The organism is Agrobacterium sp. AGB01 (assembly GCF_014851585.1).
Classification (GTDB): domain Bacteria; phylum Pseudomonadota; class Alphaproteobacteria; order Rhizobiales; family Rhizobiaceae; genus Agrobacterium.
Window position 1 is genome coordinate 468,435 of sequence record NZ_JACVAB010000001.1, and the last position, 14,701, is coordinate 483,135.

Consider the following 14,701-nt stretch of genomic DNA (forward strand, 5'->3'; position numbering starts at 1 on the left):
TTTGCAAAAGCCGCTTCAACTTTCCAGCATGGCGCGGAAACGGGATGCAAGCGGCGTGTCTAGAGAGGCAATCCGTTCCTGTTCGCTCAGGCGACTGGGCCGGAAACGTTGAAGCACAACGGGAATCGGCAGTTGTGTGCCCTGATAGGGCGTGAATTCCACCGCTTCACCAGCCTGCAAAAATCCACCTTTCAGCACGCGGCAATAAAACCCTGGCTGGCCTGCTGCCTTGAAGCGTGGCGCAAAGTCCGGATCACCAATGCGGGCAGACAAGGTGGCGCAGGGAATACGCGCTGCGGTCACTTCCAGTTCGACCTCTTGCATTGTCAACCGGTCGCCGACATGCAGTTTTGCGCTGTCGATGCCATCGATGACGAGGTTTTCGCCGAAAAATCCCGGTTCAACGGTCAGGCCAAGGTCATGAGACCAATAATCGAGATCGGCCGAACCCATGGCATAAATGGCCTGATCCGGTCCGCCGTGATGTTTGCGGTTGCAGACAGCATCACCGACAAGGCCTTCGCGATCGACCATGACGGCACCGTTCACCGGGTGTTTGAATATACCGGTCTTGCTGGTTTTGCCCGGCAGGATCTGTGCATCGGCTAGGCAAATGGCCTGAATTTTCATGGGATGCTTTCGCTCCTGATTCCCGTTGTCTCTTTTATGCAGTAGAGAATGCTTATGGCAAAACGAGTCACTGGTCCTGAAATTGAAAAACTGATCCAGCTTCTGGCAAAAGTGCCGGGGCTCGGTCCGCGTTCCGCGCGTCGCGCAGCGCTTCATCTTATCAAGAAAAAAGAGCAACTGCTCGGCCCGCTTGGTCATGCCATGGGTGAGGCCTATGACAAGGTAAAGATCTGCTCTTGCTGCGGCAATGTCGATACGATTGATCCATGCACCGTGTGCTCAGACGATCGCCGCGACCATTCAGTCATCATCGTGGTCGAAGATGTGTCTGACCTGTGGGCGCTGGAGCGTGCAAGCGCTATGAACACTGCCTATCACGTTCTAGGCGGTACACTTTCGCCTCTGGACGGAGTTGGTCCGGAAGATCTGAACATTATCGGTCTCATCGACCGCGCCAATGATGAAAAAGTTCGTGAGATCATCATTGCCGTAAACGCCACCGTCGAGGGGCAGGCAACGGCGCATTATATCACCGATAGACTAGCGGGTTTGCCCGTCAAGATTACGCGCCTTGCGCATGGCGTGCCGGTGGGTGGAGAGCTGGATTATCTGGATGAGGGTACGCTGACTGCGGCCCTCAGGGCGCGCACGACCATCTGAAATCCGGTCCCGGCGGTTAAAAATCCTGCGTTCAGGCACATATATGCCGTAAATTTCCGAGAAGCATCGGAGCTGATTTATTGGGAGAGAAAATGAAAACCAGATGGCTTTCCATGCTTGCCGCCACCGTTTTTCCATTGGTTCTGGCATCGGCTGCCAATGCACAGACGGCAAAACCGCCAGCTGCTGCTGCGGCCCGTTATGACGCGGAGTTTAATGCCTGGCTGAAAAAGGAAGTCTGGCCGCAAGCCCGCAAGGCGGGGGTCTCCCAAAAGACACTTGAACGCACACTGAACGGCATCTCCATCAACTGGCAGCTGCCGGATCTGGTCATCCCCGGACAAAAACCGCCGAAGGAACAAAGCCAGAGCCAGGCCGAATTTTCATCCCCGGGAGCTTATTTCTCGGAAAAACGCCTGCAGGCCTTGGCATCAACTGGCCGTGGGCTAGCCTCAACCCATGCCTCGACGCTGCGCCGTATCGAGCAGACCTATGGCGTGCCTGCTTCAGTTCTCGTTGCCGTTTGGGGCAGGGAGTCCGGATTTGGCCGTGCCAAGCTGCCACATTCCGTCATCGATGTGCTGGCGACGAAGGCTTACATGTCGACCCGCAAGGACATGTTTCGCAATGAACTGATTGCCGCCTTGCATATCGTCGATAGCGGAGATGTCGCTGCCGACCGTATGATGGGGTCCTGGGCCGGAGCCCTTGGGCAGCCGCAATTCATGCCGTCCAGCTACCTTGAATACGCGGTCGACTTTGACGGAGACGGCCGTCGCGATATTTGGAACTCGGTGCCCGACAGTCTGGCATCAATTGCCAATTACCTTGCCAAGAAGGGCTGGCAAAGAAACCGCGATTGGGGTTTTGAAGTCTCCATCCCCGCCAACGTCAGTTGCGCGCAGGAAGGTCCGGATTTGGCCAAACCCGTCAAACAATGGGCATTGATGGGCATCACCCGCATTAGCGGCAAGGGCTTCCCGTCGAACGATCTGGATGCTGCTGGCATGATGTTGGTACCGGCCGGTCGCCACGGTCCGGAGTTTCTGGTGACACCGAATTTTTATGTCATCAAGGAGTATAACAACTCCGACCTCTACGCCCTGTTCATTGGTAATCTTGCAGACCGCATCGCTTATAATGCCGGTCCGTTCCGCGGGGAATGGGGGGCGGTTGGTTCGATGCTGCGCTCAGATGTGCTGGCCATGCAGAAGGCACTGGTTGCCAAGGGTTATGATGTTGGCAAGGCGGACGGACTGGCTGGTTTCAAAACCCGTCGTTCTCTCGGTGATTGGCAATCGAAATCCAATATCGCGCCGACCTGTTTCCCTGATGAAACTCTGAAAACCAAGCTGCGCTGACCCATCAAGCCGACCGTCAATGATGGTCGGTGTGGGCCTTGTGAAAGATGTCATCGGTTGGCGGAATGGTCTGGCGTTCGATCATGCGATGAACGCGAGGACGTTTGTCGCCACGATGCAGCGTCAACAGCTTGTCCCAGGCCTCGGCATCCGCCTGGGTGCGGCGGTGGTTATGCCGCACATATTCCACCCATGTCGGAACATGGTAGCTTTCCGTCCAGATGTCAGGGTTTTCCAGATCGCGCATCAGGTTCCAATTACGCGCCCCGTCACGAATGCGGATACGCCTGCGCTCGGTCATCAGCGCCATGAACTCCGGAAGGTCCGAATCGTCGATTTCATAGTCGATAAGAATGGCGATCGGACCGCTCTGTGGTTTGATGTCGAGGCGCAGAGGCGGTTCGACAAATCGGTTCAGCGGATCGAGATTCAGCGAAGCGAAGGCTGGCATCTGCAGGAAATAGCCGACGAGCACGCCGAACAGCATCAGAACACAGGAAAGCTGAAGGGCAAAGGAAACACCGTGGATTTCCGACAGCGCACCCCAGACCCAACTGCCCAGTGCGATACCGCCAAAGGTCAGGGTCTGATAAAGCGATAGTGCACGTCCAACCACCCAGCGCGGTGTTGAAAGCTGCACGATGGTGTTGAACAGTGATAGCGCCAACACCCAGCAGGCGCCAGCTATGGTAAGCGCAAGGCTCGTGAGTATTGCGTTGGTGCTGATGGCCGTCATGCCGGAACTAAAGGCAAAGCCGAGGAAGGCAACGCGCACGATCCATTCGCTGGAAAGTGCCTCGCGCAACCGCGCACTGATCAGTGCACCGCCAATGGCGCCGAGACCGAATGCGCCCAGCATCACTCCGTAAGTCAAGGCGCCGCCCTGCACCAGGTCACGCGCCACAACGGGCATAAGGGCCAGGATGGCACTGGCTGACAGGCCAAATAGAAAACCGCGTACCAGCACCTTGCCAATATTGGGTGACATCGCCACATAACGCATACCGGAAGAGATAGCGGCACCCAGATGTTCTCGCGGCAATTGTGAGGTCGGTGCCGGCAATTTCCACTGCATCAGGGCGTAGATCAGCGCGAAATAGCTGAGTGAATTGACAAGAAAGGCCGCTGCAGCACCTGCTGCGGCAACGATTGCACCACCGATTGCCGGACCGACGCTGCGGGTAATGTTGAAACCCACACTGTTGAGCGTCACGGCGGCCGGCAAATCTTCACGCGGCACCATTTCGCCAACCGATGCCTGCCAGGACGGGTTGTTGAGGGCGGTACCGCAGCCAATCATGAAGGTAAAAAACAACAGCAGCCATGGTGAAAGCCAGCCGAGCCAGGCAAAAACCGTCAACATGACTGAAGCAACAAGCATCAGGAACTGGGCGGAGATCATGATGCGGCGACGGTCGAAACTGTCGGCTAGCGCGCCTGATATCAGTGAGAACAGCATGATCGGCAGGGAGGTCGAGGCCTGAACCAGCGCGATCATGTTTTCCGAACTGGACAGGGACGTCATCATCCAGGCCGCACCGACAGCCTGAATAAGGCCACCGAAATTGGATGCAAGGCTGGCTATCCAGATGGTTCGATAGGTCTGGTGTCTAAGGGGAGCAAGAGGCGATTTCCGGTCCGGCACGGCCTGTCCAGTAATTTTGATGTGAGTTGTTTTGTGCGAGTATAAACACACAAATGAAGGATGCCACCGTTTGAAGTGTGGAAGCGGTTAAATTGTGACAAATGGCAATATCCACTGCCTTTCTGCCGCCGTCCTTGCAATTGCGGGGATGACGGGTTATATACGGTTCAAATTCTTGATCACTTGATGAAGAGTGGAGCCGCAAGGCTCCGCTCTTTTTCGTTAAGTGGTCCCAGTTGAGAAAACGGACCGGAAAGACGCATATGTCGGAATACACTACCGAGACACGGCTTATCGTTGAAACAGGGGTTGATCGTCGGATTGCCGACATTGTCGAACCTGTTCTGACTGGCATGGGTTTCGTTCTTGTCAGAGTGCGACTTTCCAGCCAAAATGGCTCAACGCTCCAGATTATGGCTGAGCGTCAGGATGGAACGATGAACGTTGAGGACTGCGAAGCAGTTTCAATGGCGGTTTCTCCGGTTCTGGATGTAGAAGACCCGGTTGAAAAGGCGTATCATCTGGAAGTATCCTCACCGGGTATCGACAGGCCGTTGGTGCGCAAGTCCGACTTCTCGCGCTGGCAGGGTCATCTGGTAAAGATCGAAACATCGATCCTGGTTGATAACCGCAAGCGGTTCCGCGGCAAGATTGCCGAAATCGGTGCGGACGATTTTACGTTAGAGCGTGATCAGATTGCCTACGGCGAAGAGCCGACGGTTGTTATTCCGTTCAATGCTCTTTCTGACGCAAAGCTGGTGCTGACCGATGATCTCATTCGTGACGCATTGAAGGCTGACAAGCAGGCGAAAGCGGCTGCAGCCAACCAGAACGAAGAAAACGACGAAGAATAATTCCAACGTAATGCCCTTCAAAGAGGGGGCAGCTAACGCAATCATGCGACTTACGGAGACGAACAAATGGCAGTGAGTGCAAACCGGCTTGAGCTTTTGCAGATCGCCGATGCTGTGGCACGCGAAAAGGTTATCGACCGCGAAATCGTGCTTGCCGCGATGGCGGACGCCATCCAGAAAGCTGCCCGCTCGCGTTATGGTTCTGAAACCAACATTCGTGCGGATATCAATTCCAAGACCGGTGAAATTCGTCTTCAGCGTCTTCTCGAGGTTGTCGAAAAGGCCGAAGACTATTCCACGCAGATCCCGCTGGAACTGGCACGTGACCGCAACCCGGATGCCAAGATCGGTGACTTCATTGCCGATCCGCTGCCGCCAATGGACTTCGGTCGTATTGCTGCGCAGTCTGCCAAGCAGGTTATCGTGCAGAAGGTTCGTGAAGCCGAGCGTGACCGTCAGTTCGACGAGTTCAAGGATCGTATCGGCGAAATCGTCAACGGTACCGTTAAGCGCGTTGAATACGGCAATGTCATCGTTGATCTGGGCCGTGGCGAAGGCATCATCCGTCGTGACGAGATGATTCCACGCGAAAACATGCGTTACGGTGACCGCGTTCGTGCCTATGTTTACGACGTGCGTCGCGAACAGCGTGGCCCGCAGATTTTCCTGTCGCGTACCCATCCACAGTTCATGGTCAAGCTTTTCACCATGGAAGTGCCGGAAATCTACGACGGCATCATCCAGATCAAGTCGGTTGCCCGTGACCCGGGTTCGCGCGCCAAGATCGCCGTTATCTCCAGCGACAGCTCGATCGATCCGGTCGGTGCCTGCGTTGGTATGCGCGGTTCCCGTGTTCAGGCGGTTGTTGGTGAACTGCAGGGCGAAAAGATCGACATCATTCCGTGGAGCCAGGATCCGGCTTCCTTCATCGTCAACGCCTTGCAGCCTGCTGAAGTGGCCAAGGTCGTTCTCGACGAAGATGCAGAGCGTATCGAAGTTGTGGTTCCTGATGAGCAGCTGTCGCTCGCCATTGGTCGCCGTGGTCAGAACGTACGTCTGGCATCGCAGCTGACCGGCTGGGATATCGACATCATGACGGAGCAGGAAGAATCCGAGCGCCGCCAGAAGGAATTCAACGAGCGCACCAACCTGTTCATGGATGCACTCGACGTTGACGAAATGGTCGGTCAGGTTCTGGCATCCGAAGGCTTTGCCCAAGTTGAAGAGCTTGCTTATGTCGACCTCGACGAAATCGCCTCTATCGACGGCTTCGACGAAGACACTGCAAACGAAATCCAGACCCGTGCCCGCGAATATCTTGAGCGCGTCGAAGCGGAAATGGATGCCAAGCGCAAGGAACTTGGCGTTTCCGACGAACTGCTGCAGATCGAAGGTCTGACATCGCAGATGATGGTTGCTCTCGGTGAAGATGGCATCAAGTCCGTTGAAGACTTTGCCGGTTGCGCTGCTGACGACCTGATTGGTTGGAGCGAACGCAAGGACGGTGAGACCAAGAAGTTCGAGGGTATCTTCTCGAAGCTCGATGTTTCGCGCGTTGAAGCTGAAAACATGGTTGTTCAGGCTCGTCTGCTCGCTGGCTGGATCACCCAGGAAGACCTGGATGCCCAGCAGCCTGCTGAGGAGGAGGCAGACGCCGCTGAACAGGAATGAGTGGCAAGTTACGCCAGTCGGATGCCGTCCTCGAGGATGACGGCTTCGGCGCTATCAACGGTCGCATGTGCATTGTGACCCGCGAGAGCGACAAGCCAGATGATTTGATCCGGTTTGCACTTGGTCCTGACGGCGTTGTCGTCCCGGATATCAAGCGTCAACTGCCGGGTCGCGGCTGCTGGGTGAAGGCCGAGCGGCAATATGTGGAGAAAGCAATCGCGAAGAAGCTCTTCGCGCGCGCTTTCAAAAAGGAAGTGAAGGCTGGTCCTGAGCTTGTCGACATGGTTGACAGGCTTTTGGTGCAACAGCTTGCCGGAATGATGAACCTGGCCCGTAAGGCCAGCCAATTCATTACCGGCGCAACAAAAGTCGATGCGGCTGTGCGTTCCGGTGCAGCCCTTGCCGTCTTCCATGCCGCTGATGCGGCGCCGGACGGCGTTCGGAAAATAAACCAGGCCCGAACGGCTTGGCATCTCGGGATGGAAACCGAGGCAGCAATACCGTCCATTCGGCCCTTTACTGCGGCAGAAATGGACGAGTTGATGGGTCAGAATGCTTTTATCCACGCTTGCGTGCTTGCAGGGCAGGCAGGTGAGGGTGTAGTGAAGCGCGCAAACATGCTCCTAAGGTATCGCGATGGCGGTCAGTCCGGGGCAGAAGGCGGCGCTGGCCGGAATGAAGAATGACGCGGTTATCGGCTAAGGTCGACGCTGTGTTTCGGATACAGCAATTGAACGACGGGGCTTGATGTTTGTCATCCGGCCCGCGTCCGAAGGAACGGGAACGGAATGACCGACAACAACGACGACAAGACACTCAACGCACAGCCCAAAAAGACTCTCACTCTCAAGCCGAGCGGGATGAGTCAGGGTACTGTGCGTCAGGATATGGGTCGAGGTCGCACCAACGCGGTTGTAGTGGAAACACGCAAGCGTCGTCCTTCGCGTCCTGAAGACGAAAAACAGGCTCCAGTAGCGGTTGCACCGGCTCCCAAGCCAGCGGCACCGGCAGCACCAGTTGCCGCACGTCCGCAGCAGCAGCCTGCGGCGCCTGCGCCACGCATCCACCAGCCATCTTCTGGACAGCAGCCAAACCGCCCGAACCAGCAGCAGAACCGCCCGGGTCAGCAGAGCCAGCCATCGCGCCAGCCTGATCGTCCGCGTGGCAATGTTCTGCACGATCTGTCGGCCGGTGAAATGGAAGCCCGTCGCCGCGCGCTTATGGAAGCGCAGGCCCGCGACGTGGTTGAAGCCAAGCAGCGCGCTGAAGATGAAGCCCGCCGTAAGGTGGAAGAAGAACGCCGTATCGCTGAAGAGCGTGAAGAGGCTGCACGTCGTGCAGTTGAAGAAGCTGCTGCTGCCAAGGCCGCAGCAGCACAGGCTGCCGTGGCTGAACAAAAGCCGCAACCTGTTGCTCCACGCTCTGCCGCTGCACCACAGGCAGCCCGCCCGGACGCTCGTCCGCAAGGCTCACGCCCTGTTCCTGCAAATGAAGAACCAGCTCCGAATGCTGCAGCACGTGTCCGTCGTCCAAACACCAGCGACGATGATGATCGTGGTGTGCGCCGTGGTCCGGGTATGCCTGTCCGTGGCAAGGTTGCCACGCCGGTTCCCGCCAAGCCTGCTGCACGTCTGAAGACAGAAGATGAACGCCGTCGTGGCAAGTTGACTGTGACTGCTGCCGGTCTTGACGAAGAAAAGCGCGGCCGCTCCTTGGCCTCGATGCGTCGTCGTCAGGAGAAGTTCCGTCGCAGCCAGATGCAGGAAACCCGCGAAAAGATTACGCGCGAAGTCATTCTGCCGGAAACCATTACCATTCAGGAACTGTCGCAGCGTATGTCCGAACGGGCCGTTGACGTGATCAAGTACCTGATGAAGGAAGGCCAGATGATGAAGCCGGGTGACGTCATTGACGCCGATCTGGCAGAACTGATCGCTGGCGAATTCGGTCACACGGTTAAGCGCGTTTCAGAATCCGACGTTGAAGAAGGTATCTTCAACGTGGTTGATGACGAAGGTGAAATGCTGCCACGTCCTCCGGTCGTTACCATCATGGGTCACGTTGACCATGGTAAGACCTCGTTGCTCGACGCGATCCGTAAGGCGAACGTTGTTGCTGGCGAAGCCGGTGGTATCACCCAGCATATCGGCGCCTATCAGGTTGAACAGAACGGTCACAAGATCACCTTTATCGACACCCCCGGTCACGCCGCATTTACCGCGATGCGTGCACGTGGTGCGCAGGCAACCGATATCGCCATCCTGGTGGTTGCTGCTGATGACAGCGTGATGCCGCAGACCATTGAATCGATCAACCATGCCAAGGCAGCTGGTGTTCCGATCATCGTTGCCATCAACAAGATCGATAAGCACGAGGCAAATCCTGAAAAGGTTCGCCAGCAGTTGCTGCAGCATGAAGTGTTCGTGGAATCCATGGGTGGTGAAGTTCTGGACGTCGAAGTTTCGGCCAAGAACAAGCTCAACCTCGACAAGCTACTTGAAGCCGTGCTTCTGCAGGCCGAAATTCTTGACCTGAAGGCTGATCCAAGCCGTACGGCTGAAGGTACCGTTATTGAAGCTGAACTTGACCGTGGCCGTGGTGCCGTGGCCACCGTTCTGGTTCAGAAGGGTACACTGCGTCCGGGTCAGATCATTGTGGCTGGCGACCAGTGGGGCCGTGTCCGTGCTCTCGTCAACGACAAGGGTGAACACGTCAAGGAAGCCGGTCCGGCTATGCCTGTCGAAATCCTCGGCCTGTCCGGTACGCCATCTGCTGGTGACCGTTTCGCGGTTGTTGAAAACGAAAGCCGTGCTCGCGAAATTTCCGAGTACCGTCAGCGTCTGGCACGCGACAAGGCTGTTGCCCGTCAGACGGGTCAGCGCGGTTCGCTCGAACAGATGATGAGCCAGCTACAGACTTCGGGACTGAAAGAGTTCCCGCTGGTTATCAAGGCTGACGTACAGGGTTCGGTCGAAGCGATTATCGCATCGCTCGACAAGCTCGGCACCGACGAAGTGCGTGCCCGTATCGTGCATTCAGGCGCCGGTGCGATCACGGAATCGGATATCTCGCTTGCCGAGGCATCCAACGCTGCGATCATCGGCTTCAACGTCCGCGCAAATGCCCAGGCCCGTGCGGCTTCGGAACGTGCTGGCATTGAGATCCGCTACTACAACATCATCTACGATCTGGTAGATGACGTTAAGGCAGCAATGTCCGGTCTGCTCTCGCCAGAACGTCGCGAAACCTTCCTCGGTAACGCTGAAATTCTGGAAGTGTTCAACATCACCAAGGTCGGTAAGGTTGCCGGTTGCCGTGTTGTCGAAGGCAAGGTCGAGCGTGGTGCCGGTGTACGTCTGGTACGCGACAACGTTGTTATCCACGAAGGCAAGCTCAAGACGCTCAAGCGCTTCAAGGACGAAGTCAGCGAAGTGCCGGTCGGTCAGGAGTGCGGTATGGCCTTCGAAAATTACGAAGACATCCGTGCAGGCGATACGATCGAGTGCTTCCGCGTAGAGCATATCATCAGAACGCTCTAAGTTCGCTGCTCGAAACGACTAGAAAATGTGACGGGCGCCGGTTAGTCGGCGCTCGCTCCGTTTGAGGCTAATAAAATGGTAAAAGCAACATCTTCCGCCCCGTCACAGCGCATGTTGCGCGTTGGCGAACAGGTGCGCGCCGCAATAACTCAGGTCCTGCAACGTGGTGAAGTCCGCGACGATCTCTTGGAAAAGACGGTCGTGTCGATTTCAGAAGTGCGGATGTCGCCTGATCTGAAAATGGCAACTGCCTATGTGACGCCGCTTGGCGTTGCTGATCACACCCAGACGATTGACGCTTTGAACCGGCACGCGAAATATATTCGTGGTCGTCTCGGCGCGCAATTGCGTCAGATGAAGTATATGCCGGAACTGCGTTTCCGGGATGATACGAGTTTTGACAATTACCAGAAGATCGATGCGCTGTTGCGCTCGCCGGAAGTCAGTCGTGATCTTGGAGCGTCTGCAGGCAAAGTCTCCGAAGATAAAGACGAAGAATAGAAATACGGCATGTCCAAACAGCGTAAACCACAACACCGCAAGCCCAAGGGCCGCCCGATTTCCGGCTGGCTTATTCTCGACAAGCCGTTGGATTTCGGTTCGACCGAGGCTGTTTCCAAAATCAAGTGGCTGTTTAACGCCCAGAAGGCCGGTCACGCGGGAACTCTTGATCCCTTGGCGTCCGGCATGCTGCCCATCGCCCTCGGTGATGCCACCAAGACTGTGCCATATGTCATGGATGGCCGGAAAATTTATGAATTCACGGTGACGTGGGGCGAAGAACGCGCGACCGACGACCTTGAAGGCGAAGTAGTCGAAAGTTCCGATGCTCGTCCGGAAGAACAGGCGATCCGTGACCTTCTGGCGAAATACACCGGTACCATTCTTCAGACACCGCCGCAGTTTTCGGCCATCAAGATTGCCGGCGAGCGCGCTTATGATCTGGCACGTGAAGGTGAAACCGTCGAAATTCCGGCACGCGAAGTTGAGATTTACCGTCTGAGCTTGCTTGCTGTTACCGATAACAACCATGCGCATTTTGAAGTGGAATGTGGCAAGGGTACTTATGTGCGTGCATTGGCGCGCGATATGGGCCGCGACCTTGGCTGTTTCGGGCATATCTCTGAACTGCGTCGCACCATGGTCGCACCATTTGGTGAAGACGTCATGGTGCCGCTTGCAAAGCTTATCGAGTTTGAGGCGGTTGAAGATCGTGATGAGCGGCTTGCAGCTCTCGATGCGTTCCTGATCGATACGGCCGAAGCCCTGTCGTCGCTGCCACAGCTGGTCATTAGTGATGACCAGGCGCATCGCCTGAAGATGGGTAATCCAATTCTGCTGCGCGGCCGTGATGCCCCGGCCGATCACCCCGAGGCCTATGCCATGGCACGTGGCAAACTGGTTGCCATCGGTGAAATCGGGCAGGGAGAGTTCCGACCCAAGCGGGTTTTCGGATAAGACCATGCAGGAGGGGGGCGAGTAATCGCCCCTTTTCTTTGTGCTGCAGATGGTTTATAGGCAGCCCCAGCTTAAGGCTTTTGCCTTTTGCCAATGAATGGCCAGAGCTGGACGACATCCCGGCTCTAGGCGTCCCGATTTTCCTTAGACAATAGAAAGGATCGTACGATGTCGATTACTGCAGAGCGCAAAGCCGCCCTTATCAAGGAATACGCAACCGTTGAAGGCGACACAGGTTCGCCTGAAGTTCAGGTCGCAATTCTGACGGAGCGGATCAACAATCTGACGGAACACTTCAAGGGTCACAAGAAGGACAACCACTCACGTCGTGGCCTTCTGACCATGGTTTCGAGCCGCCGTTCGCTTCTTGATTATCTCAAGAAGAAAGACGAAGCCCGTTACACAAAGCTGATCACAGCCCTTGGTGTACGCCGCTAAAAAAAATCCGGCGGGTCATCGGTTTGATGCCCGCCGGTTTTTCTATCCGGCAGTCTGCCGGACTATGCCCCGAATACCACACAGGTATCGCCGGGGGACAGGAAGATGGGCCGGATGGGCCGGTACCGTCTGAAACAACCGATGACCTGTCATGGGGCAGGATTGCCGGATGCTTTTGCAACGCCGATGACGTTGCAATGAACAAAGCCTCCAGTTGTCTTGCCCGTGATGTGTCGTAGCTGCGAAGACGAAACAATTTCGCAGCGACAGTTAAGGACAAAATATGTTCAAGCAACATTCCGTGGAAATCGAATGGGCAGGCCGCCCGCTCAAGCTTGAGACAGGCAAAGTTGCCCGTCAGGCTGACGGCGCCGTCATCGCAACCTACGGCGAGACCATGGTTCTCGCGACAGTCGTTTCTGCCAAGGCTCCAAAGCCAGGCCAGGACTTCTTCCCGCTGACCGTAAACTACCAGGAAAAGACCTATGCTGCCGGTAAAATCCCAGGCGGCTATTTCAAGCGCGAAGGTCGTCCAAGCGAAAACGAAACACTGGTTTCGCGCCTGATCGACCGTCCAATCCGTCCGCTTTTCCCCGAAGGCTACAAGAACGACACGCAGGTTGTCGTGACCGTTATCCAGCACGATCTGGAAAACAACCCTGATATCCTTTCGATGGTCGCAACTTCTGCTGCGCTGACACTTTCCGGCGTTCCGTTCATGGGCCCGGTCGGTGGCGCGCGCGTTGGTTACATCAACGGCGAATACGTACTGAACCCGCACCTCGACGAAATGGACGAGTCTGTTCTCGATCTGGTTGTCGCCGGTACGCAGGACGCAGTTCTGATGGTTGAGTCCGAAGCAAAGGAACTCAACGAAGAAATCATGCTCGGCGCCGTCATGTTCGGCCACAAGGGCTTCCAGCCAGTTATCGACGCCATCATCAAGCTGGCCGAAGTTGCTGCCAAGGAACCACGCGAATTCGAACCGGAAGATTTCTCCGCGCTCGAAACAGAAATGCTCGGCCTTGCCGAAGCGGAACTGCGCACCGCGTACAAGATCACTGAAAAGGCTGCACGTTACGCTGCTGTCGACGCAGTAAAGGCAAAGGTGAAGGCTCACTTCCTGCCGGAAGAAGGCGAAGCAAAGTACACAGCCGAAGAAATTGGCGCAGTGTTCAAGCACCTGCAGGCCAAGATCGTTCGTTGGAACGTTCTGGACACCAAGAGCCGTATCGACGGCCGCGACCTGTCCACCGTTCGTCCGATCATTTCGGAAGTTGGCCTTCTGCCACGTACGCATGGTTCGGCGCTGTTTACACGCGGCGAAACGCAGGCGATCGTTGTTGCCACACTCGGCACCGGCGAAGACGAGCAGTATGTTGACAGCCTGACCGGCATGTACAAGGAACGCTTCCTGCTGCATTACAACTTCCCGCCCTACTCGGTCGGCGAAACAGGTCGCATGGGTTCCCCAGGCCGTCGTGAAATCGGTCACGGCAAGCTGGCATGGCGCGCAATCCGCCCAATGCTGCCAACCGCTGAGCAGTTCCCGTACACACTGCGTGTGGTTTCTGAAATCACCGAGTCCAACGGTTCTTCCTCGATGGCAACCGTTTGCGGCACATCGCTCGCTCTGATGGACGCTGGCGTTCCTCTGGCCAAGCCAGTTGCCGGTATCGCCATGGGCCTTATCCTCGAAGGCGACCGTTTTGCGGTTCTCTCCGACATCCTCGGCGACGAAGATCACCTCGGCGACATGGACTTCAAGGTTGCTGGTACTGCTGACGGCATCACCTCGCTTCAGATGGACATCAAGATCGCCGGTATCACCGAAGAGATCATGAAGGTTGCTCTTGAGCAGGCTCAGGGCGGTCGCAAGCACATCCTCGGCGAGATGGCCAACGCCATCACAGAAAGCCGCGGCCAGCTTGGTGAATTTGCTCCACGCATCGAAGTGATGAACATTCCGGTCGACAAGATCCGTGAAGTTATCGGTTCGGGCGGCAAGGTCATCCGCGAAATCGTTGAAAAGACCGGCGCAAAGATCAACATCGAAGACGATGGCACCGTGAAGATCGCTTCTTCTTCCGGCAAGGAAATCGAAGCTGCTCGTAAGTGGATCCACTCGATCGTTGCAGAGCCAGAAGTCGGCGCAATCTACGAAGGCACAGTCGTCAAGACCGCTGACTTCGGTGCATTCGTTAACTTCTTCGGCGCACGTGATGGCCTGGTTCACATCTCGCAGCTCGCTTCCGAGCGCGTTGCCAAGACCTCCGACGTCGTCAAGGAAGGCGACAAGGTTTGGGTCAAGCTGATGGGCTTTGACGAGCGTGGCAAGGTTCGCCTGTCGATGAAGGTTGTCGATCAGGCAACTGGCAAGGAAGCCGAGAAGAAGGACGGCGAAGCAGCCGAGTAAGGCCTTCGTTTCTTTCCGATATCGAGGCG

At 56.3% G+C, this 14,701-nt stretch carries 12 protein-coding genes; 10 read left to right on the forward strand and 2 right to left on the reverse strand.

Translation table 11 applies throughout. From position 1 onward, the window contains the following. Window positions 1–15: 15 nt before the first annotated feature. On the reverse strand, window positions 16–630 hold the full coding sequence (locus tag IB237_RS02220; protein WP_192486972.1) for an MOSC domain-containing protein: 615 nt from the start codon (window positions 628–630) through the stop codon (window positions 16–18). Between the two features lie 54 nt (window positions 631–684). Between IB237_RS02220 and recR the strand changes: the two genes are divergently transcribed. Then, window positions 685–1,290 carry a recombination mediator RecR gene (gene recR / locus IB237_RS02225; protein WP_192486973.1) on the forward strand — a complete coding sequence of 202 codons (606 nt, stop codon included), beginning with the start codon at window positions 685–687 and terminating at the stop codon, window positions 1,288–1,290. 113 nt (window positions 1,291–1,403) lie between these two features. Beyond that, on the forward strand, window positions 1,404–2,651 hold the full coding sequence (locus IB237_RS02230) for a lytic murein transglycosylase (protein WP_192487832.1): 1,248 nt from the start codon (window positions 1,404–1,406) through the stop codon (window positions 2,649–2,651). A gap of 16 nt (window positions 2,652–2,667) precedes the next feature. On the opposite strand, the gene IB237_RS02235 is transcribed toward IB237_RS02230, so the two are convergent. Next, on the reverse strand, window positions 2,668–4,296 hold the full coding sequence (locus IB237_RS02235; protein WP_192486974.1) for an MFS transporter: 1,629 nt from the start codon (window positions 4,294–4,296) through the stop codon (window positions 2,668–2,670). A gap of 263 nt (window positions 4,297–4,559) precedes the next feature. Between IB237_RS02235 and rimP the strand changes: the two genes are divergently transcribed. The 8 genes from rimP to pnp all read left to right on the forward strand — a co-directional run bounded on the left by rimP (window position 4,560) and on the right by pnp (window position 14,672). Continuing rightward, complete coding sequence (gene rimP, locus IB237_RS02240) at window positions 4,560–5,150, forward strand: ribosome maturation factor RimP (protein WP_192486975.1); 591 nt, start codon at window positions 4,560–4,562, stop codon at window positions 5,148–5,150. 66 nt (window positions 5,151–5,216) lie between these two features. Further along, window positions 5,217–6,821 carry a transcription termination factor NusA gene (gene nusA / locus IB237_RS02245; RefSeq protein WP_192486976.1) on the forward strand — a complete coding sequence of 535 codons (1,605 nt, stop codon included), beginning with the start codon at window positions 5,217–5,219 and terminating at the stop codon, window positions 6,819–6,821. Then, window positions 6,818–7,507 carry an RNA-binding protein gene (locus tag IB237_RS02250; protein WP_192486977.1) on the forward strand — a complete coding sequence of 230 codons (690 nt, stop codon included), beginning with the start codon at window positions 6,818–6,820 and terminating at the stop codon, window positions 7,505–7,507. The genes nusA and IB237_RS02250 overlap by 4 nt, the downstream gene beginning before the upstream one ends. A gap of 102 nt (window positions 7,508–7,609) precedes the next feature. Then, complete coding sequence (gene infB, locus IB237_RS02255) at window positions 7,610–10,360, forward strand: translation initiation factor IF-2 (protein WP_192486978.1); 2,751 nt, start codon at window positions 7,610–7,612, stop codon at window positions 10,358–10,360. Between the two features lie 75 nt (window positions 10,361–10,435). Beyond that, entirely contained in the window at window positions 10,436–10,861 is a 426-nt protein-coding gene (gene rbfA / locus IB237_RS02260; RefSeq protein WP_192486979.1) for a 30S ribosome-binding factor RbfA, read from the forward strand. Between the two features lie 9 nt (window positions 10,862–10,870). Further along, window positions 10,871–11,818 (forward strand): tRNA pseudouridine(55) synthase TruB, encoded by a 948-nt coding sequence (gene truB, locus IB237_RS02265; protein WP_192486980.1) that lies wholly within the window; start codon window positions 10,871–10,873, stop codon window positions 11,816–11,818. A gap of 168 nt (window positions 11,819–11,986) precedes the next feature. Further along, entirely contained in the window at window positions 11,987–12,256 is a 270-nt protein-coding gene (rpsO, locus tag IB237_RS02270) for a 30S ribosomal protein S15 (RefSeq protein WP_192486981.1), read from the forward strand. A gap of 283 nt (window positions 12,257–12,539) precedes the next feature. Next, window positions 12,540–14,672 (forward strand): polyribonucleotide nucleotidyltransferase, encoded by a 2,133-nt coding sequence (gene pnp, locus IB237_RS02275; protein WP_192486982.1) that lies wholly within the window; start codon window positions 12,540–12,542, stop codon window positions 14,670–14,672. The last annotated feature ends 29 nt before the right edge of the window (window positions 14,673–14,701 follow it).